The sequence below is a fragment of the Clavibacter sp. VKM Ac-2872 genome (genome assembly GCF_015351105.1).
GTDB lineage: Bacteria > Actinomycetota > Actinomycetes > Actinomycetales > Microbacteriaceae > Clavibacter.
The window spans coordinates 106,024-126,483 of the sequence record NZ_JADKRR010000003.1; the positions used below are offsets into that span (position 1 = coordinate 106,024).

At 74.7% G+C, this 20,460-nt stretch carries 20 protein-coding genes and 1 pseudogene; 9 read left to right on the plus strand and 12 right to left on the minus strand.

Annotated elements, in window-relative coordinates:
* Positions 1-27: 27 nt before the first annotated feature.
* Together ITJ40_RS13380 and ITJ40_RS13385 are read right to left on the minus strand one after the other, a co-directional pair.
* Positions 28-1,662 (minus strand): carboxylesterase/lipase family protein, encoded by a 1,635-nt coding sequence (locus tag ITJ40_RS13380; protein ID WP_370532058.1) that lies wholly within the window; start codon positions 1,660-1,662, stop codon positions 28-30.
* A gap of 23 nt (positions 1,663-1,685) precedes the next feature.
* Complete coding sequence (locus ITJ40_RS13385) at positions 1,686-3,269, minus strand: CYTH and CHAD domain-containing protein (RefSeq protein ID WP_194667539.1); 1,584 nt, start codon at positions 3,267-3,269, stop codon at positions 1,686-1,688.
* Positions 3,270-3,360: 91 nt separating this feature from the next.
* On the opposite strand from ITJ40_RS13385, the gene ITJ40_RS13390 reads away from it, so the two are divergent.
* Positions 3,361-4,548, plus strand: a complete 1,188-nt coding sequence (locus tag ITJ40_RS13390; RefSeq protein WP_194667540.1) for a YihY/virulence factor BrkB family protein — start codon at positions 3,361-3,363, stop codon at positions 4,546-4,548.
* Here ITJ40_RS13390 and ITJ40_RS13395 read toward each other — a convergent pair.
* From ITJ40_RS13395 to ITJ40_RS13410, 4 genes and pseudogenes are all read right to left on the minus strand, one after another.
* A complete protein-coding gene (locus ITJ40_RS13395) occupies positions 4,493-5,512 on the minus strand; it encodes an NADP-dependent oxidoreductase (RefSeq protein ID WP_194667541.1) in 1,020 nt (339 codons plus the stop codon). The genes ITJ40_RS13390 and ITJ40_RS13395 overlap by 56 nt on opposite strands.
* 155 nt (positions 5,513-5,667) lie before the next feature.
* Complete coding sequence (locus ITJ40_RS13400; protein ID WP_194667542.1) at positions 5,668-6,615, minus strand: NmrA family NAD(P)-binding protein; 948 nt, start codon at positions 6,613-6,615, stop codon at positions 5,668-5,670.
* A gap of 292 nt (positions 6,616-6,907) precedes the next feature.
* Positions 6,908-7,210, minus strand: a pseudogene (locus ITJ40_RS17110) (MarR family transcriptional regulator); the annotation flags it as partial.
* Between the two features lie 84 nt (positions 7,211-7,294).
* Positions 7,295-7,987 carry an SDR family oxidoreductase gene (locus tag ITJ40_RS13410; RefSeq protein ID WP_194667543.1) on the minus strand — a complete coding sequence of 231 codons (693 nt, stop codon included), beginning with the start codon at positions 7,985-7,987 and terminating at the stop codon, positions 7,295-7,297.
* 135 nt (positions 7,988-8,122) lie between these two features.
* Here ITJ40_RS13410 and ITJ40_RS13415 point away from each other — a divergent pair, with 135 nt between their 5' ends.
* Together ITJ40_RS13415 and ITJ40_RS13420 are read left to right on the plus strand one after the other, a co-directional pair.
* Complete coding sequence (locus ITJ40_RS13415; protein WP_194667545.1) at positions 8,123-8,473, plus strand: hypothetical protein; 351 nt, start codon at positions 8,123-8,125, stop codon at positions 8,471-8,473.
* Positions 8,474-8,608: 135 nt separating this feature from the next.
* Complete coding sequence (locus ITJ40_RS13420; RefSeq protein ID WP_194667546.1) at positions 8,609-9,067, plus strand: Hsp20/alpha crystallin family protein; 459 nt, start codon at positions 8,609-8,611, stop codon at positions 9,065-9,067.
* Positions 9,068-9,154: 87 nt separating this feature from the next.
* Here the strand turns inward: ITJ40_RS13420 and ITJ40_RS13425 are convergent, their stop codons facing one another.
* From ITJ40_RS13425 to ITJ40_RS13440, 4 genes are all read right to left on the minus strand, one after another.
* A complete protein-coding gene (locus ITJ40_RS13425; RefSeq protein WP_370532059.1) occupies positions 9,155-11,653 on the minus strand; it encodes a GNAT family N-acetyltransferase in 2,499 nt (832 codons plus the stop codon).
* On the minus strand, positions 11,650-13,023 hold the full coding sequence (locus ITJ40_RS13430) for a lysine N(6)-hydroxylase/L-ornithine N(5)-oxygenase family protein (RefSeq protein ID WP_194667547.1): 1,374 nt from the start codon (positions 13,021-13,023) through the stop codon (positions 11,650-11,652). The genes ITJ40_RS13425 and ITJ40_RS13430 overlap by 4 nt, the downstream gene beginning before the upstream one ends.
* The gene (locus ITJ40_RS13435) at positions 13,020-14,609 is read right to left on the minus strand and encodes an aspartate aminotransferase family protein (RefSeq protein WP_194667548.1); all 1,590 of its coding nucleotides are present in this window, start codon (positions 14,607-14,609) and stop codon (positions 13,020-13,022) included. Before ITJ40_RS13435 ends, ITJ40_RS13430 begins: the two co-directional genes overlap by 4 nt.
* Positions 14,610-14,820: 211 nt before the next feature.
* Positions 14,821-16,083: a phosphoribosylaminoimidazolecarboxamide formyltransferase gene (locus ITJ40_RS13440; protein ID WP_370532060.1), complete on the minus strand. Its 1,263-nt coding sequence runs from the start codon at positions 16,081-16,083 to the stop codon at positions 14,821-14,823.
* 68 nt (positions 16,084-16,151) lie between these two features.
* Between ITJ40_RS13440 and ITJ40_RS13445 the strand changes: the two genes are divergently transcribed.
* The 5 genes from ITJ40_RS13445 (at position 16,152) to ITJ40_RS13465 (ending at position 18,240) form a co-directional block, all read left to right on the plus strand.
* Positions 16,152-16,463, plus strand: a complete 312-nt coding sequence (locus ITJ40_RS13445) for a hypothetical protein (RefSeq protein WP_194667550.1) — start codon at positions 16,152-16,154, stop codon at positions 16,461-16,463.
* Between the two features lies 1 nt (position 16,464).
* Complete coding sequence (locus ITJ40_RS13450; protein ID WP_194667551.1) at positions 16,465-16,620, plus strand: hypothetical protein; 156 nt, start codon at positions 16,465-16,467, stop codon at positions 16,618-16,620.
* A gap of 102 nt (positions 16,621-16,722) precedes the next feature.
* Entirely contained in the window at positions 16,723-17,007 is a 285-nt protein-coding gene (locus tag ITJ40_RS13455) for a hypothetical protein (protein ID WP_043582752.1), read from the plus strand.
* On the plus strand, positions 17,004-17,297 hold the full coding sequence (locus ITJ40_RS13460; protein ID WP_194667552.1) for a hypothetical protein: 294 nt from the start codon (positions 17,004-17,006) through the stop codon (positions 17,295-17,297). The genes ITJ40_RS13455 and ITJ40_RS13460 overlap by 4 nt, the downstream gene beginning before the upstream one ends.
* Before the next feature lie 46 nt (positions 17,298-17,343).
* The gene (locus ITJ40_RS13465) at positions 17,344-18,240 is read left to right on the plus strand and encodes a glucose 1-dehydrogenase (RefSeq protein ID WP_304520192.1); all 897 of its coding nucleotides are present in this window, start codon (positions 17,344-17,346) and stop codon (positions 18,238-18,240) included.
* Between the two features lie 52 nt (positions 18,241-18,292).
* Here ITJ40_RS13465 and ITJ40_RS13470 read toward each other — a convergent pair whose 3' ends face one another.
* Complete coding sequence (locus tag ITJ40_RS13470; protein ID WP_194667553.1) at positions 18,293-18,865, minus strand: DUF1453 domain-containing protein; 573 nt, start codon at positions 18,863-18,865, stop codon at positions 18,293-18,295.
* Between the two features lie 188 nt (positions 18,866-19,053).
* On the opposite strand from ITJ40_RS13470, the gene ITJ40_RS13475 reads away from it, so the two are divergent.
* Positions 19,054-19,785: a hypothetical protein gene (locus ITJ40_RS13475; protein WP_194667554.1), complete on the plus strand. Its 732-nt coding sequence runs from the start codon at positions 19,054-19,056 to the stop codon at positions 19,783-19,785.
* A gap of 80 nt (positions 19,786-19,865) precedes the next feature.
* Here the strand turns inward: ITJ40_RS13475 and ITJ40_RS13480 are convergent, their stop codons facing one another.
* Positions 19,866-20,294 (minus strand): hypothetical protein, encoded by a 429-nt coding sequence (locus ITJ40_RS13480; protein ID WP_194667555.1) that lies wholly within the window; start codon positions 20,292-20,294, stop codon positions 19,866-19,868.
* Positions 20,295-20,460: the final 166 nt, after the last annotated feature.

A 20,460-nucleotide genomic window follows, 5' to 3' on the forward strand; every position in this document is an offset into this window, starting at 1 on the left:
TGAACATCTCCCGCGGTGGCGGCCGGCTCAGATGTGCGGCACGAAGTCGCGCCACGCGACGCGGCGCTCGGCGTGCGGGTCGTGCTCGACCCGGTCGACCACGTCGAACACGAGGGTCGCGCGCTCCCCCGACGCCGCCGAGGCGGACGGACCGGCGCCCGGCGCCTCGTCGTCGCCGCCCACGTAGGGCGGCCACGACTCGTCGACGGTCCCGTCCTGCGCGAAGCGGAGCCAGGCGATGCGCATCCGCTCCCCCGCCGCGACGAACGCGCGCCGGCCGCCGAGCAGGGTCATGCCGCGGCCGAGCATCGAGTCCATGCGGTCGAACAGCGCGAACAGCTCGAGGCCGTGCGTGGCGTCGAGGCCCATCAGGCGCACCAGGCGCGGGGCGATGTCGAAGCGGTAGAAGTGCACGGGCGCGTAGCGGGCGTGGCGCTCGGCGACCTTGATGGACGGGAACCAGAACGCGTAGTCGCCGCCGAAGTCGAGCGCGGCCCGGCGCTTCGGGAGGCCGGGGTAGAGCGCGGCCAGCTCCTCGCGGTGGGCCTCGTCGGTCTTCGCGAACACGGCGTCGATGCGCGACGGCGTGGTGGCGAGGATGTCGAGGCGGCCGGTGAACAGGGATCCCTCGCGCTCGTTCGTGCCGATGATGAGCGGCACCCGGGCCGCGCGGCCGTGCTTGAAGGCGTCGAGCGGGCGCTCCGGCAGCACGTCGCCGTCGATGACGGGGCTGAACGTGATGGTGCCGGGCTCCTCGTCGGGTGTCCGCACCATCAGCTCGTTCGCCGCCGCGGCGAGGGTGGACGCGCTCGCCGAGGTGAGGAGGCGCACCGCCTCGGCGTCGTCGGGCGCGCGGCCCGCCCGATCCGCGAGGAGGCCGACGAACTCCCCGGCCCAGCGCGCGGTCTGCTCGGCCGGGTAGACCGCGTTCGTCGGCGAGCTCTGCGCGATGGCGCGCGCGAACAGGCCGTGCGCGGCCGGGACGGCCATGAGGGTCGTGACGGCGTTGCCGCCCGCGGACTCGCCGAACACCGTGACGTTGTCGGGATCCCCGCCGAACGCGCGGATGTTGTCGTGCACCCACTGGAGCGCCTGCACCTGGTCGCGGAGGCCCAGGTTCGACTCGATGGGGCGCTCGGGGGTGGAGTAGCGGCTGAAGTCGAGGTACCCGAGCGCGCCGAGCCGGTAGTTGAAGCTGACGTAGACGATGCCGCCCTGGCGGACGAGGCCCTCGCCCTGCACGGGGTTCTCGCGCGATGACCCGACGACGTACGCGCCGCCGTGGATGAAGACCATGACGGGCCGCAGCTGCGACTCGCGGTTGACGCGCGCGGCGTCGGGGCTGAGACCGGACGGGGCGATGACGTTGACGGTGAGGCAGTCCTCCCCCATCGGCGTGCCCTGCGGCGCGCCCATGAAGGCGCCCGCGCTGACCTGCGGCGCGACCTTGCCGAAGTGCTGCGCGAACCGCGCGCCCTCCCAGCCGACGACGGGCTGCGGCGCCCGGAAGCGGAGGTCGCCGCGGGGCGGCGCCGCGAACGGGATCCCGCGCCAGGCCTCGATCCCGCGCTCGCGCACACCGCGGACCGTGCCGCCCGTGACCGCGACGTCGAGCTCCGAGGGGTCGTACGCCGGGGTGGGCGGATCGGCGTCGGGGGTCACCCGATCGAGTTTACGGTCCGCCCTCACGCTCCCGGGACGGCGGTCGCGAGCAGGCGCTCGATCGCCCGCTCGGCCCGCCAGAGGGCGGACTCGGTGCGGAGGCGCTCGGCCTCGTGCAGGACGCCGAGCGCGAAGGCGTCCTCGCCGCGCGCCGCGAGGCGCCTCGCCTCGTCGCGGAGCACGCGCTGCATGGCGAGGCCGTCGCGGTGCTCGCCGAGCTCGTCGTGCACCTCCTCGGCCGCCGTCGCGAGCCGCATCGTCTTCCGGCCGAGGACCTGGACGGTGCGTCCGCTGACCTCCTCCGCCGCGTAGCGGAGGCGCTTGGCCGCCTTGCGGACCTCGTGCAGCGCCTCGGTGCGCGCGGCCTCGCCGACCGCCTCCTGCGCGACCGCCGCCCGGCGGCCGACGCGCTCGGCGTCGCGGCGGAGGGCGGCGTGCAGGGCGGGGCCCGCGGGGGCGCTGGCGTCGTGCGTGAGGGGCGGATCCGCCACCAGCCGGTCGAGGTCGTCGAGGAGCGCGTGGTAGCGCGCGGACGACAGCGCCCGGATCACGCGCTCGCGGGCGCGGCGGTACCGCTCGTCGAGGACGTCGTGCAGGGCATCCCCGACGTGGTCCGGCACGGTCTCCGTGTCGTGCTCCACCACCGACCAGACGACGCGGTCGCGCAGCACCTCCAGGTCGCGCGCGCCGCCGAGGACGGTCCCGAGCGCGGTGAGCTCGGCGCGGACGGGCGCCGTGGCCGCCGGGTCGATCACGTCCTGGTGGGTGCGGAGCGCGCTGCGGAGACGGCGGACGGCGACGCGCATGCGGTGCACGGCGTCGTGCTCGTCGGCCCGCACGTGCGGGTCGGCGGCGACGAGGTCGCGGACGCCCCGGGCGAGGACCGCGCGGGCGACGTCGGACGCGGGGCTCTCCTTGGTGAGCGTCGCGGGATCCGGCAGGGCGGGACCCGCGGGCGCCTGCCGCCCCAGCGCGTCGGCCCCGAGCGCCCGCGCCAGCTTGGAGGCGCTGTCGGAGGGCTGGGCGCCTGCGTCGACGAGGTGGCGCTCGATGCGGTCGAGGAGCGCGGTGCGCTGCTTCCGCTTCGCGGGCGCGTCGGGCAGCAGCTCGACCTCCCACTCGTGCCAGGCGCGCACGGTGCCGCCGCGGACGTCGGATCCGGTGACGCGGTCGTCGGCGAACTCGGCGACCGCCCGGCCGTCGGCGTCGTGCAGCGTGACGGTCGTGCGCACGGTCTCGAGGCGCGCGAGCGGCGTGAGCTCGCGTCCGCGCACGTGGACGGCCACCTGGTCGAGCACCGCGTCGGGGATCGCGCCGTCGTCGTCGTCGCCGTCCCGGAGCGGCCAGCCGAGCTCGGTGCGTCCCTCGCCGCCGTCGGCCGGGAGCTTCACGTGCCAGCCCGCGTCGTGCCCGCCCTCGCGGCGGCGGAGGATCATGCGGCGGTCGGCGAGCGCGTGGTCGGCGGTGTCGAGGTAGACCGCCACGAGCGTCACGGGCTCCGCGGTCCGCGCCTCGGCGATCCCCTCGATGCCGGCGAGGTCCGGGACGAGGATCCCCTCCGGGACGTCGTACTTGCGCTCGATCTCGACGGAGGATGTGTGCACCATCCCCCCTGTGTAGCGCACCCGGCCGGACGCGGCCAGCCGCCGACCGTCGCCGGGAGCGCCCCGGCGCCGGGCGTGGGTCAGACTGGCTGGCATGCCCATCCGCCCGCGCCGCGCCGCCCCCGACGACGCCCCGCCGCAGGTCGAGCTCGACGAGGCAGCGCTCCACCGCCGCCAGCGCATCGGCCGCGAGCTCGGCTGGTACGCGTGCCGCCGCGCGGTCTACGGGTTCATGAAGCACCGCGGCATCGACATGGCCGCGAGCCTCACCTTCTACTCCACGCTGTCGCTCGTCCCGGCGGCGGTCGCGGTGCTCAGCCTGATCGGCGTCGTCGGCGACACCCGCGCCGGCGTCGAGGGCGTGCTCGGCGTGCTCACGGCGGTGCTGGGCGACTCGGCGGTCGACGTGATCCGCGACCCGGTCGAGCAGCTCGCCGACGGCCCCCGCTCGGGCATCGCCTTCACGGTGAGCTTCCTGGGCGCGCTCTGGACCTCCGCGGCCTACGTCACCGCGTTCGGCCGCGCCATGAACCGCGTGCAGGAGACCGAGGAGGGGCGGCCGCTCGTGAAGTACCGGGCGCTGATGCTCGGGGTGACGGTCGCGCTGCTCGTCGTCAGCGTCGTGATGGTCGGCATGCTGCTGCTCACCGACGACGGCGCCCGCGCGCTCGGGCAGCAGATCGGCATCGGCGACACGACGCTCGTGGTCTGGGCCGTCGTGAAGTGGCCGCTGCTCGTGGTGCTGCTGACGGGGATCATCGGGGTGCTGTACGCCGCGACGCCGAACCTGCGCCGCCGCCGCGTGGACCTGCTCACCTGGGGCAGCCTCGTGGCGATCGTCGCCTGGGGCCTCGGCACCGCGGGCTTCGTCTGGTACGTGACGACCATCGCGACCTACGAGTCGACCTACGGGGTGCTCGGCGCCGTGATCGTGCTGCTGCTGTGGCTCTACATCGGCAACCTGTCGCTCGTGCTGGGCGGCGAGCTCGACGTGGAGATCATCCGCGCCCGGCAGCTGCAGGCGGGGATCCCGGCCGAGCACGCGCTCCGGCTGCCCGTGCGCGACACGACCCGCGCCGACCGGCTCGCCCGGCGCCGCGCCCTCCTCGAGGACGAAGGGCGGCGCCTGCGCGAGGCGCGGTCGGGACAGGACGCGACGTCCTCCGGGGAGCGCCGGCCGGATGCCCCGGCGACGCTCCCCGAGGACGACACGAGGGAGGTGCGGGTCAGGCGGAGGCGCTGGTCCGCACGACCATCTTCCCGACGTTCTCGCCGCGCATGAGCCCGGTGAAGGCCTCGAACGCGCGGTCGATGCCGTCGATCACGGTCTCGTCGGCCGTGATGCGGCCCTCGGCGAGCCACGGGCCCATCTTCGACGCGAACTCGGGCGCGAGGTCCTGGTGGTTGCCGAGGGTGAAGCCGCGGAGCGTGAGGCCGCGCGTGACGATGCGGCCCGTGTTGCGGATCGCGATCTCCTCGCCCGTGGAGTTGTAGGTCGAGATCGAGCCGCAGTTGGCGACGCGGCCGCCGTCCTTCAGCGCGCCCAGCGCCGCGGAGAGGTGGTCGCCGCCGACGTTGTCGAAGTAGAGGTCGATGCCGTCGGGCGCCGCCTCCGCGAGCTTCGCCTCGAGGTCGCCGCCGTGGTAGTCGAACGCGGCGTCGAAGCCGAGGTGCGAGGTGAGGCGCTCGACCTTCTCCGCGGATCCGGCGCTGCCGACGACGCGCGAGGCGCCGAGGAGGCGGGCGATCTGGCCGACCATGGAGCCGACCGCGCCGGCCGCGCCGGAGACGAAGACGACGTCGCCCTCCCGGATGGACGCGATGCGGGTGAGGCCGACGTAGGCGGTGAGGCCGGTGAGGCCGAGCACGCCGAGGTGGGCGGACGATGCCACGCCGGGGACCTCGGGCACGGGGCGGAAGCCGCCGGCCTGGCCCTGCGCGACGTCGCGCCAGCCGAGCATGTGGCTGACGAGCGTGCCGACGGGGAGGTCGTCGGAGCGGGACTCGACGACGCGGCCGACGGCGGATCCGGTCATGGTCTCGTCGAGCTGGAACGGCGGCACGTAGGACGGCACGTCGTTCATGCGCCCGCGCATGTAGGGATCCACGGAGATGAACTCGTTCTCGACGCGGACCTCGCCGTCCTGGAGGTCGGGCAGGTCGACCTCGACGCGGCGGACGTCGTCGGGGGTGGGCTCGCCGGTGGGGCGCTTCGCCAGCTGCCACTGGATGCTGCGTGCAGACATGGGTCTCCTTCGTTCTCGGGTGCGGGCGGTCGGACGGCCGGCCCGCGGCGCTCGTGGCGCGGCCCCACCCTTCCACCGCTCGCTGGACGCGGCACCCAGCGAGCCGTGGCCTCGTGACGGGACGGCCGGGCGCGTCGCGGTCGCCGCCGGCTCGGCTACGCCGTCGTCGCGCCCCGGTCGGCCACGTGCGCGGCGAGCACGTCACGCACGCTCGTCCACGTGTGCGCGCCGAACCGCTCGCGGTCCACGTGGAGGAGCTCCGCCTCGCCGCTGTACATGCTCACGAGGTACTGCATCCCCTGCCAGGCCGGGAACGTCTCCTGCTCATCGCGGCCGATGCGGCGCATCGCCTTGGCCGCCGTGGAGAGGACGCCCGTGCTGCCCGCCCACTGCAGCGCGAACGGCGTGCCCGTGATCTCCGTCATGATCCGCGCCAGGTCCCGCGCCGTGACCCGGTCCCCCGCCACCTCGACCACGCGGGGCGCGTCGTCGTCGAGCGCGACGAGCGCCGTCACGCGCGCCGTGTCGTCCTTGGTCGTGAAGTCGAGCACCTGGTCGGCGGACGACCAGTAGAGGACGCGGCGCCGGTCGAACAGCACGATGGGCGCCTGGCCGGTGAGCATGTCGGCGAAGGCGCCGTTGAGCACCGAGGTGGCCCGGATCGGCGCCGCGTCGAGGTCGGCCGCGAACTCGCGCCGGAGCTCGAAGTTGCGGTTGCTGCCGGGGGTCACGCGCCGGTAGTCGGAGGAGTAGTCCGACGGGATGAAGCGCGGCACGCCCGCCGCCACCGCCGCCGTCAGGAGCGCGCGCTGCGCTCCCACGATCACGGCCCGGGCGCCGCTCACGGCGGAGACGACGACGCGCGCGCCGGCGACCGCGCGGATCAGAGCGGCCCGGTGGGTGTACGCGGCCTCGACGACCTCGACGCGCGGGTCGTCGCCCCACGCCTCGGCGGCCTGCGTGCTGCCCGGCCGGGTGAGGACGCGGACGCGCGCGCCGGCCGCGAGGAGCTCGCGGACGATGCGGCGGCCGAGGTCCCCTGTGGCGCCGGCGACGACGACGGGGCCGGATGCGGAGGCGGATGCGGGGGTAGAGGTGCTCATGCGGGTTCTCCATCTGCGGTGGTGCGGCGCGCCGAGCGGCGCGAGCGGTGGGGGGCGGCGACCGGCTCGCCGTGTCGGAGTGCTCGGCGGCGGGGCCGGCGGCCTGGCCGATGCCGATCGCGACGCGGGCCAGGAGGCGTCGGAGCGCCGTGCGCTCGGCCGGGGCGAGGTCGCGCATCAGGCCGTCCTCGACCTCGCCGAGCGCGACGCGCGCCGTCGCCAGCAGGGCGCGTCCGGCGTCGGTCGGCACGACCTGCCGGATCCGACGATCCCGCGGATGCGGCTGCCGCTCGACGTGCCCGCCCGCGGCGAGCGCGTCGATCACGTAGGTCATCTGCGTCTTGTCGATGCCCAGGCGCTGCGCCAGCGCGAGCTGCGAGGAGGGCTCCTCCGTGGTGATGGCGACGAGCACCTGGTAGCCCCGCGGTCCGCCCGGCACGTCGGCCACGGCGGCCTGCGCGGTGCGCACGAAGCCCTGGTAGACGGCCTGGACGGACCAGCCGAACTGGGTCTCGATGCCGCCGGAGCCCCAGTCGATGCCCGCGGCGTCCACGTCGGCGAGGTCCTGGTCGCGGGTCCTAGCGGATGAGCTCATGCGGAGAACGTATCCCCATGAGATCGTCTTGCGCAAATACGATCTCCTCCCGCGACGGATGCCGAACGCAGGGAGACCGCCGGATCAGCCCCCGAACGGCCGCAGCGACACCGACTCGAGCGTGCCGTCGCGGGTCTGGTCGACGACGAGGCGCACGGCGCGCGCGACCGAGGCCGGCTCGAGGTAGCGCGTCTCGTCGTACTCGCCGCCCTCCTTGGCGCGGAGCTCGCGCTGCATGTCGGTGGCGACGCGGCCCGGGTGCACGCTCGAGACGCGCACGCCGTGCGGGCGCTCCTCCTCGCGCAGGGCGTCGCCGAGCGCGCGGAGGGCGAACTTGGATCCCGCGTAGACGCCGCCCGTGGGGTTCGCCGTGAAGCCGGATCCGGAGTTCACGAGCACGACCTGGCCCTTCGCGGTGCGGAGCGCGGGCAGGAGCGCGCGCGTGACCTCGGCGACCGCGAACACGTTGATCTCGAAGACCCGCCGCCACTCGTCGACGGGCGTCTCCGCCACCGCGTCGCCGCCGATCACGCCGGCGGAGTGCACGAGCACGTCGAGGCGCTCGAGATCGGGCGCGAGGTCGGCGAGGCCACCCGCGGCGAGGTCGGCCGGCCAGCCGACGGCGTCGGGGAGCGAGGCGGCGAGCGCGTCGACGGCGTCGCGGTCGCGGCCGTGCACGATCACGCGGTGGGTGCGGGCGAGGTCCTCGGCGATGGCACGGCCGATGCCGCGGGTGGCTCCGGTGACGAGGGCGACGGGGCGGGCGGGGTCGGTCATGGATCCTCCTGGTGGCCGGGCCTCCAGGCTACCGACGGCATCCGGCCATCCCACGGGCGCCGCCGGGAGCATGACGTAGCGTGAGGGGACGGCGGCCGCCCGGCGCGTCGGCCCGCCGCCCGAGAGGATCCGCCCGTGCACGCCCGCTTCCCCGCCAGCCTCGAGGTGCTGCGCCAGGAGGCCCGCGACGAGCTGGACGCCGTGATCGAGCACCGCTGCCGGGACGGCGACGACCCGTGGGAGGTGATCCCGGAGCTGCCCACCGTGGACGAGCACGTGGTCGCCACCCTCCGCCAGGACGCGCTCGAGGCCGACGGGATGGCCGAGGAGCTCGCCCGCGTGCGGCACCCGTCGGCCGAGCCCGCCGTGGTCGCGCGCTTCGAGTACCGGCTGCTGCGCGGCATCGCGCTGGAGCACCCGGACCTCTCGCGCGCGGTCTGGACGCTCATCGGGCGCATGGAGCGCGACCTCCGCCGTCGCTCCTGAAGAGGTGATGAGAGCTGCATTCGCCCTCGGCGAACGGCTTGGCACTCCCCTACCCCGAGTGCTAATCTCGACGTGGTTGAGCCGAGGGGGCTCAACCCCAGAGATCATCACCGCTGATCATCAGAGGAGTCGAGCATGAACATGACCTTCGATCCGTTCCGCGAGCTGGACCGCGCCATGGGCGCGCTGGCCGAGACCCGCCAGGCCAACCGTCCGATGCCCATCGACCTGCACCGCGAGGGCGACACCTACGTGCTGGCCGCCGACCTGCCCGGCATCGACCCGGGATCGGTCGACATCGACGTGGACGGCCAGCTGCTCACCATCCGCGCCGAGCGCACCCTCGCCGGCGACCAGAACGTGCGGTGGCTGACGCGCGAGCGCGTCGCCGGCACGTTCCTCCGCCAGCTGACGCTCGGCCAGGGCATCGACACGGAGCGCATCTCGGCGCACTACGCCAACGGCGTGCTGAGCGTCACCATCCCCGTGAGCGAGCGGGCGAAGCCGCGCAAGATCGCGGTCACGTCCGACGAGCAGCAGGGCCAGGAGGGCCGGACGCTGACAGTCGAGCAGGGCGCGCACGCCGCGAGCTGATCCGCCCGGCAGCGTCCTGACGCCGCACACGACGAAGAGCCGTCGTCCGCATCCGCGGGCGGCGGCTCCTCGTGTGTGCGGGCTCCATCAGCCGATGCGCGGCCGCAGTCCTCGATGGATCGCGAGCGGGTTCCGCAGCGAGCCGTGGATCTGCATCACCGGCGCCTGCAGGTCGACCATCCGCCGGTTGTCGCGCAGCTGCAGCCGGTTGAGGCAGGAGCGGTCGAAGGACGGCGCGAAGAGGTCGAACCGGGCGAAGCGCTCGGCGAGCTCCGGGTGCGCGCGCTCGTGGTCGGCGAGCGCCTGCGCCGCCACGCGCCACAGGCCGTCGGGGCCGAGGTCGTCGCGGTCCTCCAGGAGCGCGGCGGCGAAACGGAGGAAGCCGTCCATCACGTCGGTGAAGACCGTGAGGGTGCGCTCCTCCTCGGGGATCTCCATGCGGATCCGTCGGACGTCCTCCGGCAGCTCGCGCTCCGTGTCGAAGAGGGCGACCTCCTCGGCGATGTCCTTCATCAGCACGCGCACGACGACGTGGTCGCGGAGCACGAGGATCACGTTCTCGCCGTGCGGCATGAACGCGAGGTCGTGCGCGATCAGCGCGTGCGCGAGCGGCACGAGGTAGGCGTCGAGCCAGCGGCGGAGCCAGGCGGCCGCGCCGATGCCGGACGCGTCGATGAGCGCGCCCAGCACGGTGTCGCCGTGCGCGTCGACGTGCAGCAGGCTCGTCATGCTCATGAGCCGCTCGCCCTCCGCGAGGCCGGGGACGGGTGACTCCCGCCAGAGCGCGGACAGCATCTTCCCGTGGGAGTGACCGGGCGGCAGGGCGGACTCGACCCGCGCGTCGCGCACGCCGACCGAGGCGACCTCGCGGAGGATCCCGAAGCCGAGTCGCGCGAACTCCGGGTCGCCCGTGACGAGCGCGTGCACCCAGTCGTTGATCGCCGGGGTGACCGCCATGTACGCCGGCGAGAGGCCGCGCGTGAAGCCCATGTTGAGGATCGACAGCGATGTCTTCACGTAGCAGCGCTCGGGGCTCGTGCGGTTGGCCCACGTGCGGATGGACTGCTGGGCGCCGTACTCGTCGTCGCCCGTGCCGAGGAGCACGATGTCGCGCCGGGCGACGAGGCCCGCGAAGGTCACCGTGACGACGTTCTCCCACTGCCACGGGTGCACGGGGACGAGCACGCGCTCGGTCGGGTCGATGCCGAGGTCCGCCATGCGTGCGCGGAAGCGGGCGCGGGCGGATGCACCGAGCTCGGCGTCCAGGAACGCCTCGCGGTCGAGGCCGTCGACGGCGGCGAAGTGCGCGAGGCGCTCGTGCACGGCGAGCCAGAGGATCCGCACGTCCTCCCCCGCCTCGGGCGCGTACCGGTCGTGGTCGTCGAGGTCGAAGCCGATGCGTCCGTTGGTCGCGACGAAGCAGGGGTGGCCCTCGTCCATCGTCGACTCGACCTCCGCGTACGACGCGGTGAGGAGGCCGCGGGCGTCGGGCACGTCGCGGAGGCGCGAGAACGCGGCGGCCGAGAGCGTGCTCTGGATCTCGTCGAGGTAGACGGGCAGCACCTCGTCCGTGATCCCGAGGCGGTCGCGGAGGTCGAGCACGAGGTCGGTGGCATCGAGCTCGGCGGGCTCGCCGTCGACCGTGCGGCGGATGCTCGCCTCGTCGACGTCCCAGTGGTCGAGCTCGAGGATCCGGGCGCGGTACGCGTACGCGCTCCGGCCGTCGGCGCTCGCGACGCGGTACCCGGCCCAGTCGCGCGGGTCGTGCGGCCGGCGGGGCGCGCCGGGCGGCCGCTCCGGCTCCACGCGCTCGGGGGCGATGAGCAGCTCGTGCGCGAACTCGGCGAGCGCCTTGCGGACGAGGTGGCGGGTCGCGGCGGCCCACACGTCGGGGCGGAGGTGCGCGGCGGGGTGCACGCGCGGATCCGGCGCGGCGGTCCTCGCCGCGGCGGCGGGCCGGGCCTCGGCGTGGGCGTCGAGGGGGTGGTCGTGGGTGAGGGTCATGGCGTGTCCGTCCGTGGGGGTGGCGTGCAGGAGGGCGTCGTCGCGCGTGGCGACGCTGAGCAGCGCGTGCTTCGAGCCGAGGTCGACGACCCGGAGCGGCCGGAAGCCGACGAGCTCGTTGAGGCGCTGGATCGCGGTGTTGCGCACGTCCGGCTCGACGACGAGGCGCCGCACCGCCGGATCGCGCAGCAGGTGCGCGACGACGTGCCGCATGACCGCGGTCGTGAAGCCGGGCAGCGGGTCGCCGGCCGGCGGGGCGACGAGCAGGTGCATGCCGCGGTCGCCGGGGAGCGGATCCAGGTGCGCGCCGATGGGATCGTCGGCCGGGTCGTACGCCTCGACGAGGAACGCGGGGACGCCGTCGTGGAGGCCGATCCAGGCCTCGCGCCGGGGATCCGCCGCGATGGACCGGTACTCGGCCCGCACCTCGTCGAGGGTCGCGTGCTCCATCTGCCAGAAGCGGGCGCGCGGCGCGGTGACCCAGGCGTGCACGAGGGCGGCGTCGGCGTCCGGGTCGAGCGGGCGGAGGTCGAGGGCGAGAGCGGCCGCGGGCGCCTCGACGGAGGGCGCGGGCGCGCTCACGCGAGCACCCCCGATCCGGCCACGGGCGCGTCCTCCGGCAGGCCGAACTCCTGGAACGCGATCCGCTCCTCCACCGCGTAGTCCTCGCGGCCCGTGATGGCGCGCAGGATCCGCGAGTTGCGGTGCGCGGTCATCCCAAGGTCGGGCGCGACGAAGCCGTGCGTGTGCACCTCGGCGTTCTGCACGAAGAGCGTGCCGGCGTCGTCCACCGTGTGCTCGCGCGCCACGTCGAGCCGCCCCTGCGCGTCGCGGTGCACGCGGTCGCCGAGCCCGTCGAGGATCCGCGGGGCCCGCGCGTCGTACCCGCTCGCCATGACCACCGCGCCCGTGGGCCAGTCACGCTCGGCGCCCGTCTCGGCGTGCCGCAGCCCGAGGACCGCGCCGCCGTCGGGCGTCCCCCGCGCCGCGACGACCTCGGCGTTGGTGAGCAGCCGGGTGGGCACGCCGGATCCCGCGTCGCCGCCTGCCGAGAGCCGCCCCTCGGCCCGCAGCGCGTCGAACGCGAGCCGCTTCCGGTAGAGCGTGTGGAAGACGTCGTCGATGAGCTCCGAGTCGATCCCCTTGTAGAGGTTGCGCTGCTCGCGCAGCAGCACGTCGCGCGCGTCGGCGGGCAGGCCGAAGAAGTGGTCGCTGTACTCCGGGCTCGTCATCTCGAGCGTGAGCCGCGTGTACTCGAGCGGGAAGAACCGCGGCGAGCGCGTGATCCAGTCGAGGCGGTACCCGCGGGAGTCGACGTCCTCGAGCAGGTCGCGGTAGATCTCCGCCGCGCTCTGCCCGCTGCCGACCACCGTGATCGCGTCCCGCTCCTGCAGCCGGTCCTTGGCGCCGAGGTAGCCGGAGCTGTGCACGACGCCCGGCAGGTCGCGCACGGCCTCGGGCAGCCAGGGCGGGGTGCCGACGCCGACCACCAGGTTCCGGCCGCGGTGCACGTGCGCGGTGCCCGCGGCGTCGACCGACTCGACGACGTAGGCGCCCTCGGTCTCGTCGTAGCGGATCGCCCGCACGTCGCGGTCGAGCTCGATGCCCCGCGCGCGCTCGGCCGCCCACCGGCAGTAGGCGACGTACTCGCTGCGCAGCACGAAGAAGTCCTCGCGGATGTAGAAGGAGTAGAGCCGCCCGGTGTCCTTGAGGTACGCGAGGAACGAGAAGCGGGACGTCGGATCGGCGAGCGTCACGAGGTCGGCGAGGAACGGCGTCTGCAGGTGGGCGGTCGGCAGCATCATGCCGGGGTGCCAGTCGAAGCGCGGCTTCCGCTCGAGCACGACGAGGTCGAGGTCGTCGAGCGGATCCGCCAGGCAGGCGAGCCCGAGGTTCGCGGGGCCGAGGCCCACGGCGACGACGTCGCGGACGCGGTCGGCGGCGGCGCTCATCGGGCGGCCTCCGCGACGGCGTCGGCGGGCGCGCCGGCAGCCGTGGCATCGCCGAGGCCGGCGTCGAGCGCATCGCCCGCCGCCACGACCATCCCCGCGATCTCCGCGATGTGGGCGTCCGTGGTCGCCGGGTTCAGCAGCGTGAGCTTGAGGTGCGCCCGCCCGTCGACGCGCGTCGCCGCGACCATCGCGCGACCCGAGTCCTGGATCGCCTGCCGGATCCCGCGGTTGACGGCGTCGGAGCGCGCTCCCGCATCGGGCCCCGGGGATCCGTCCCGCTCCCCCGCCGGCACGTACCGGAACACGAGCGCGCTGATCTCGGGCCGCACCACCACCTCGAGCGCCGGATCCCGCCGGAGCGCCGACCACGTGCGGTCCGCGAGCGCGATGACGTCGTCGAGCATCCGCCCCACCCCGTCGGCGCCCACCGTCCGCAGCGTCAGCCACAGCTTGAGCGCGTCGAAGCGCCGGGTCGTCTGCAGCGACTTGTCGACCTGGTTGGGGATCTCCTCGTGCGCGCGATCCGCCGGGTTGAGGTAGTCCGCGTGCAGCGTCGCGTGCCGGAGCGTGCGGCCGTCGCGCACGAGGAGCGCGCTGGAGCTCACGGGCTGGAAGAACGTCTTGTGGTAGTCGACGGTCACCGAGTCGGCGCGCTCGATGCCGTCGAGCAGGTGCCGGTGCCGGAGCGACGTGAGGAGCCCGCCGCCGTACGCCGCGTCGACGTGCAGCCAGATCCCCTCGCGCCGGCAGACGTTGCCGATCGCGGGCAGCGGGTCGACGCTGCCGAAGTCGGTGGTGCCTGCGGTCGCGACCACGGCGATCGGCAGGAGCCCGGCGGCGTAGCAGCGCGCGAGCTCGCGCTCGAGGGCGTCGACGCGCATCCGCTTGGCGTCGTCGCTCGGCACGCGCACCACGGCGTCGGGTGCGAGGCCGAGGATCCGGGCGCTCTTCTCGACGCTGAAGTGGCCGACGTCGCTGACGAGGATGCGCATCCGCTGCCGGTCGGCGGGCGCCAGCGAGTGCACGGCCGCCGCCTCGTCGCGCGCGAGCAGCAGCGCCTGGAGGTTCGACTGGCTGCCGCCGCTCGTGAAGACGCCGTCCGCGTCGTCGCCGAGGCCGGCGCGGCCCGTGGTCCAGTCGATGAGGGCGCGCTCGATGAGGGTGGCGCCCGCGCTCTGGTCCCACGTGTCCATCGACGTGTTGACGCTCGAGAGGATGAGCTCCCCCGCGATGGCCGGGATGAGGATCGGGCAGTTGAGGTGCGCGACGTACGACGGGTCGTGGAACCAGACGGCGTCGCGGAGGTACAGGTCGTCGAGCTCGTCGAGGGCGTCGTCGAGGCCGCCGAGCGGGCGGTCGAGGTCGAGGCCGGCGAAGGATCCGCGGAGGCGCTCGGGCGTGATCCCCGTGAACGGTCCGTCGGCGCGGCGGGCCGCGGAGCGCACGTGGGTGGCGGCGGCGCGGAGGGCGGCGTCCCAGCCGGGGAGGGAGCGGTCGGAGAACAGCTCAGCGGCGGCGGCGTCCGCGGATCGAGCGTCGTCGAGGGTCGGATCGGACGGGAGGGAGGCGTGCGGGGAGAGGGTCATGGGTCCTTCGTCGGTTCGATGGGGAGCCGTGTCCGGGTCACGAGCACCCAGCCCGGTTAGGCAAGGCTCACCTAATATGAGGGCGCCGACGCGGGAACGCAACCCGGCCCATGACGACTCGCGGGGACCCTCCGCGGGGCGATGGCGCGACCCCGATTCGGGGGCGCCGGGCACAGGAGATGGGACGGATGCGACGCACCCGGGGCCGGGGTCAGTGGTGGAACAGGCGCAGCCCGGTCCGCACCCGGGTGATGCCGTGCTCGGCGCAGGCCGCGGCGACCTCGTCGGCGCGCACCGAGCCGCCGGGCTCCGCGAGGTACCGCACGCCGTGCCGGCGCGCGTGGTCGATGTTGTCCCGGAACGGCAGGAACCCGTCCGACGCGAACGCCACCCGGTCGAGGCCGGCCATCCACGCGCGCCGGTCGTCGTCGTCGAGGTCGGGAGCAGGCCCGACGAGGACACCCGCGAGGCGCGACGCCTCGTCGGCCGTCATGTCGCCCTCGATGCACCGGATCCGCCAGTTGATCCGCTCCTGGCGGCCGACGCCCTCCCGGAACGCCATGTCCCGCACGACCGGGAGGCGCCGCAGCCACCAGGTGTCGGCCTTCGCCCCGGCGAGGCGCGTGCAGTCCACGCGGGACTGCTGCCCGGCGCCGATCCCGAGCGTGACGCCGTCCCGCACGTAGGCCACGGAGTTGGACTGCGTGTAGCGGAGCGCGACCATGCCGAGCAGCAGGTCGTCGACGGCGCGCTCCGGCAGGGGCGCGCCGTCCGCGGCGGCGAGGAGACCGCGGTCGATCGCCACGCGGTCCGCCGGCTGCGTGAGACGCACCCCGAAGAGCTCCCGCGACTCCTCGGGCGGCGGGACGAAGCCCGCGTCGGCTTCCAGGACGAGGAAGGCGCCCCGCTTCTTCCGAGCGAGGATCTCGACGGCGCCGTCCGCGAACCCCGGCGCGATGATCCCGTCGGAGACCATCCCCGCCAGGCGCGTCGCCAGGTCGCGGGTCACCTCGTGGCTGACGGCGACGACGTCCCCGTAGGACGACTTCGGGTCGGCGTCCCGCGCCCGGAGGTAGGCGCTCGTCACGTCGTCGACCCCCTCGGAGGCGTCGAGCCCGGAGTCCGCGCGGACCACCGCGTCCAGCGCCCCGGCGCGCGCGACGCCGGCCGGGGACACGTGCTTGAACGACGCCGCGACCGCCGACCCGAGGGCGACGCCGCCCTCGCGGACGAGCTGCCAGGCGTTCAGCGCGTCCAGCACGTTGACGTAGGACGGGTCGCCGTTCACGATCCGGAACGGCAGCTCGCCCGGACCCGTTGCCGTCATCCGCGCCGGCGCCCGGTGGGGGTTGATCCCGTATCGCATGTCCATGTGGCCGTCGCCTCCCGCGCTCGTCGTCGCGCTCCGAGGCGCGTCCGTCGAGGACGCAGGAGGCTCGGGAGGCGAGAGGCCAGTCAACCGAGGCGCCGGCACCCGCCGACGGCTCCGTGCACACCCGCGCGAGCGGACGCGGACGGGCCGCCGCTCGTAGGGTGGGGAGCATGAGCGATCGCGACGACCAGGCCGACGGCATCCGCACCGGGCGCGGACCCGGCGATCCCGACGGGCTGGTGACCATCGACGACGTGGTCTCCCCCGACGGAGCTCCCGCCGGCGTGGGCGACGCCGTCCGCGAACCCGACGGCACCGCCTACGGGCACGCGGAGGAGGACACCCTCGAGGTGGAGGACGCGGATCCTGCGAGCGCCGAGCATCCCGCGATGCCCGACAACCGCTCCGTCACCGCCGCCGACTCGCACATGAGCGCGCCGGCCGACGACGCCGCCGGGCACGTCGACCCCGAGGGCCGCTGACGTGACGGATCCCGCTGCCGCCGACGCCCCGCGGCACCCGCTCGCCGAGCCAGCGCCCCTCGACGCCGACTCGGTCGCCGAGCGCGTGGAGGCCGCGGAGGAGGACGCCCGCGAGGACGCCCCTGACCCGTTCGGCGAGGGACCGGACGACCAGTGATCCACCCCGGGATGCACCGTCACGACGGGTCCCGGACGCCTCACATGCGCGTTGCCTGAACGCCACCACACGCTTCCGGAGGCCGAGCGTAGCGTCGGATGCATGGACACCGACGACCCGCGCCTCCAGCCCGCGGACACCTCAGACACCAACCAGGACAAGGACTTCATCTCGCCCAGCGAGGACGACACGCGCGTCAAGCAGGAGCAGCAGATCACGGAGAGCGAGGGTGTCTCCGACGACGTCCCCGCCGCCGCGGACGACGTGCAGGTGCTCCCCGGATCGGGCGGACCCGACGACGTCGGCGAGATCGACGTGGATCCCGACGAGCTCAACCTCAGCGGCGACTCGATCCCCGGCCACCCCAAGCCCGAGGCCGGTGCGTGACCGTGACCGACGCCACCGCCACCCCCGATGACGACTCCACGGGCGACGACACCGTCCTCGACACCGAGGCCCTCGCGAACGACACCGTCGTGAACGACGCCGTCGCCGGCGAGACCGTCCTCCCGGACACCGACGAGCCGGTCGAGGAGCCCGACGACGACGCCGTCATGGGCGCCGACGCGGAGCCCACCGCAGACGTCCTCGGCGTCGACGGCGAGGCCGAGCCCGTGCTCGCCGACAACGAGCTCGCCGGCCAGGACATCGACCTGGACGACACCCCGCCGGCCTGATCCACCCCTCCCCATCCCGCACGCAGGACACAGCACCAGGAGACACATGAGCACCGACCAGTACACGTTCCAGGACCCGACCAAGATGTACGCCGACATCGAGCCGAAGGCGCAGCAGCAGGACGGGCCCGGCCTCGACGCCGACCTCGACGCGACCGCGGACCGCGGCGAGAAGACGTACCGCGGCTCGAACCGCCTCGAGGGACGCAAGGCCCTCGTCACCGGTGCCGACTCCGGCATCGGCGCGGCCGTCGCCATCGCCTACGCCCGCGAGGGCGCGGACGTCGCGCTCTCCTACCTCCCCGAGGAGGAGGAGGACGCGAAGAAGGTCGTCGCCCTCATCGAGGAGGCCGGCCGGAAGGCCGTCGCCATCCCCGGCGACATCGCGACCGCGGAGTTCAGCCGCGAGCTCGTCCGGAAGGCGGTCGAGGGCCTCGGCGGCCTCGACATCCTCGTCAACAACGCGGGCAAGCAGCAGAACGTCGACGCGCTCGAGGACATCTCGGACGAGGAGTTCGACCTGACCTTCAAGACCAACGTCTACGCGATGTTCTGGATCACGAAGGCCGCGCTCCCCCACCTGAAGCCCGGCTCGTCGATCATCAACACGTCGTCGATCCAGGCCTACGCGCCGTCGCCGAACCTCGTGCACTACGCCACGACCAAGGCGTCGATCAACGCGTTCTCGAAGGGGCTCGCCGGCCAGCTGGCGCCCAAGGGCATCCGCGTGAACGTCGTCGCGCCCGGCCCGATCTGGACCCCGCTGCAGACCGCGGGCGGCCAGCCCGAGGACGCGCTGCCCGAGTTCGGCGAGCAGACGCCGCTCGGTCGCGCCGGCCAGCCGGCCGAGCTCGCGCCCGCCTACGTGTTCCTCGCCTCCAACGAGTCGAGCTACGTGATCGGCGAGACGCTGAACGTCAACGGCGGGATGCCGACGCCGTAGCGACCCGTCGTCCGGCGGCCGTCGGACGTGCTCGCTCGAGGGCCGGAGGGGATCACCCCTCCGGCCCTCCGTCGTCCGCGGGGGCGGTGCGCGCGATGGCGGGGGCGCTCCGCCCGTCGTGAGGCTCCGCCGCGATGCGCCGCGTGACCGCCCGATGCCGCGTGACGAGCACGCCGGTCCTCGCCGCCACCTCCGCGAGGGCCATCGTGATGAGCGCCGTGGACCAGGGGCCGGCCGCGTGCAGGTCGAGGCGGACGCTCGCGTCGGCGATGATCCGCTCCCCTCCGTGGAGGGCGAGCAGGCCGAAGGCGAGGCGGCCGCCCATGCCCACGATCCACGCGGCCGCCGCGAGCCACGAGGCCCGGGCGACGACGACCCCGGCGCGCGACTCCACCCGCGTGAGGAGCCCGCACGTCACGCCCAGCGCCGCGCCCAGCGCGCCGAGGCCCGCGACCAGCGCGCGGTCGGACGCGTACGGCGGGACGGCGCCGAGGTACTCGACACCCGCCCAGACCACGAGCAGCACGGGCCACGCCAGGCTGAGGAGCGTCATGCGCCTGCCGCGGAGCTGGCGGACCACGAGCAGGATCAGCGCGACCGAGACGAGCGCGTCCGTGACGTCCACGCGAGCCCCTTCCCCGTCGGGACGCCCCATGGAAGCGGCCGCCGATCGGCGACGGCTTGACGCGCGCGCTCCCCCATCTCGACGCGAGCGACGCGGCCGAGCTGGAGCGCCTCCTCGCGCGGGCCCACGAGCTGGTGCGGCCCGGACGCGAGCGGGACGCGGAGCCCGCACCGGAATAGGGTCGGCAGATGCCCGGCACCACGGCCCGCATCGGCGGGAACATCCTCGCGGCGGCCGTCTCCGCCGTCCGCCTCGTCCGCCGACCGCGCCCGCTGCATCCGCACGGCGTCGCGCTCTCCGGGACGCTGACGCCGGTCGCGGGCCGCAGCGCATCCGGGCTCGCGTGGCTCGACGGGCTCGAGGGCCCGCTCGCGATCGACGCCCGCTCCTCGCGCGGCGGCGGCCTCCCCTCGGCGCTCCCGGACGTGCTCGGGCTCGCGCTGCGGATCCCGGGCGATGGCGGGACGACGGTCGACGTCCTGCTCGCGTCGACGGGCCTGTCACCGGGCGGCCGGTTCCTCCTCGCGCCGCGGCGCGCGCTGTCCGGGGCGCGGCTCACCACGCTCATGCCGTACCGCGGAACCGCCGGGCCGGTGCTCGTCGGCGTGCTCGTGGACGCGGATCCGGCACTGCCGGCCGGGGCCGCCGACCTCGGACGGACCCTCGCGTCGCGCCCCGTCGGCATGCGGCTCGTGCAGGCGACGCCGCGCGGGCGGTGGCACGTGGTCGCCCGGATCGAGCTGGCCCACGACGCGAGCGGGCCGCTCGACACCGCGACGCGCGCCGATCCGGTGCTCGCTGCCCCGCCCGGGGACACGACCTACCCGTGGACGCGGCGACTGCGGGCCCCGGGCTACCGGGCGGCGCGGGCCGGCCGGCCGGTCGCGTCCCGGCACGCGGCGCACGACCCCGACGCCTGAACGCAGGGCGCTCGGCGATGTTCGAAGCGCCGGGGAGCGCGCCGCCGCCGACGTTCCGGCCGGTGGGTGCCGCGTGACCGTCAGCCGCAGTGCGACTGGAAGAGATCAGGGAACACGACGGTGTATCCGCCGGTGATGTTGCAGGTGTGCCAGTTCACCGACCCCTGTCCGCCCCGGAGGACGTAGGAGACGATCGTCACGCAGGCCTTCCCCGAACGGTTGGCCGAGCGGATCTGCGCCGCGAGCTTGTAGGAGTCGGTCTGCCCGAAGGAGAGTCGCGCCAGGTCGTACGGCGTGACGAAGAAGGAGCGGTTGACGAGTCCCGCCTGGCTCGCCGTGATCGAGCCGGCGTCCGCGGTGGAGGACGAGGACACCGCGGCGGGCGCCGCGGATGCCGGGTCGGTCGGGGCGGACACCGAGATGCCGAGGCCGACGACCGCTGCGAGGGCGGCCGTCGCCAGGACGCGCCGGGCGGCGGGTCGGTGCATGATCGCGAGGCGAGAGGACATGTGGACTCCTTGTTCTCCGCGGCGGCCGTCGCCGGGGAGCGATCGAACCGTCGCGACGCGCTGCCCTGCGCCGAACCGCCTGGGGACGGGTGCCGCCTCATCCGCGGGGCAGCCGTGCGGGGGCGGACGGCAGACGGACGCCGGAGAAGGGGCCCCGCCCGCGTCG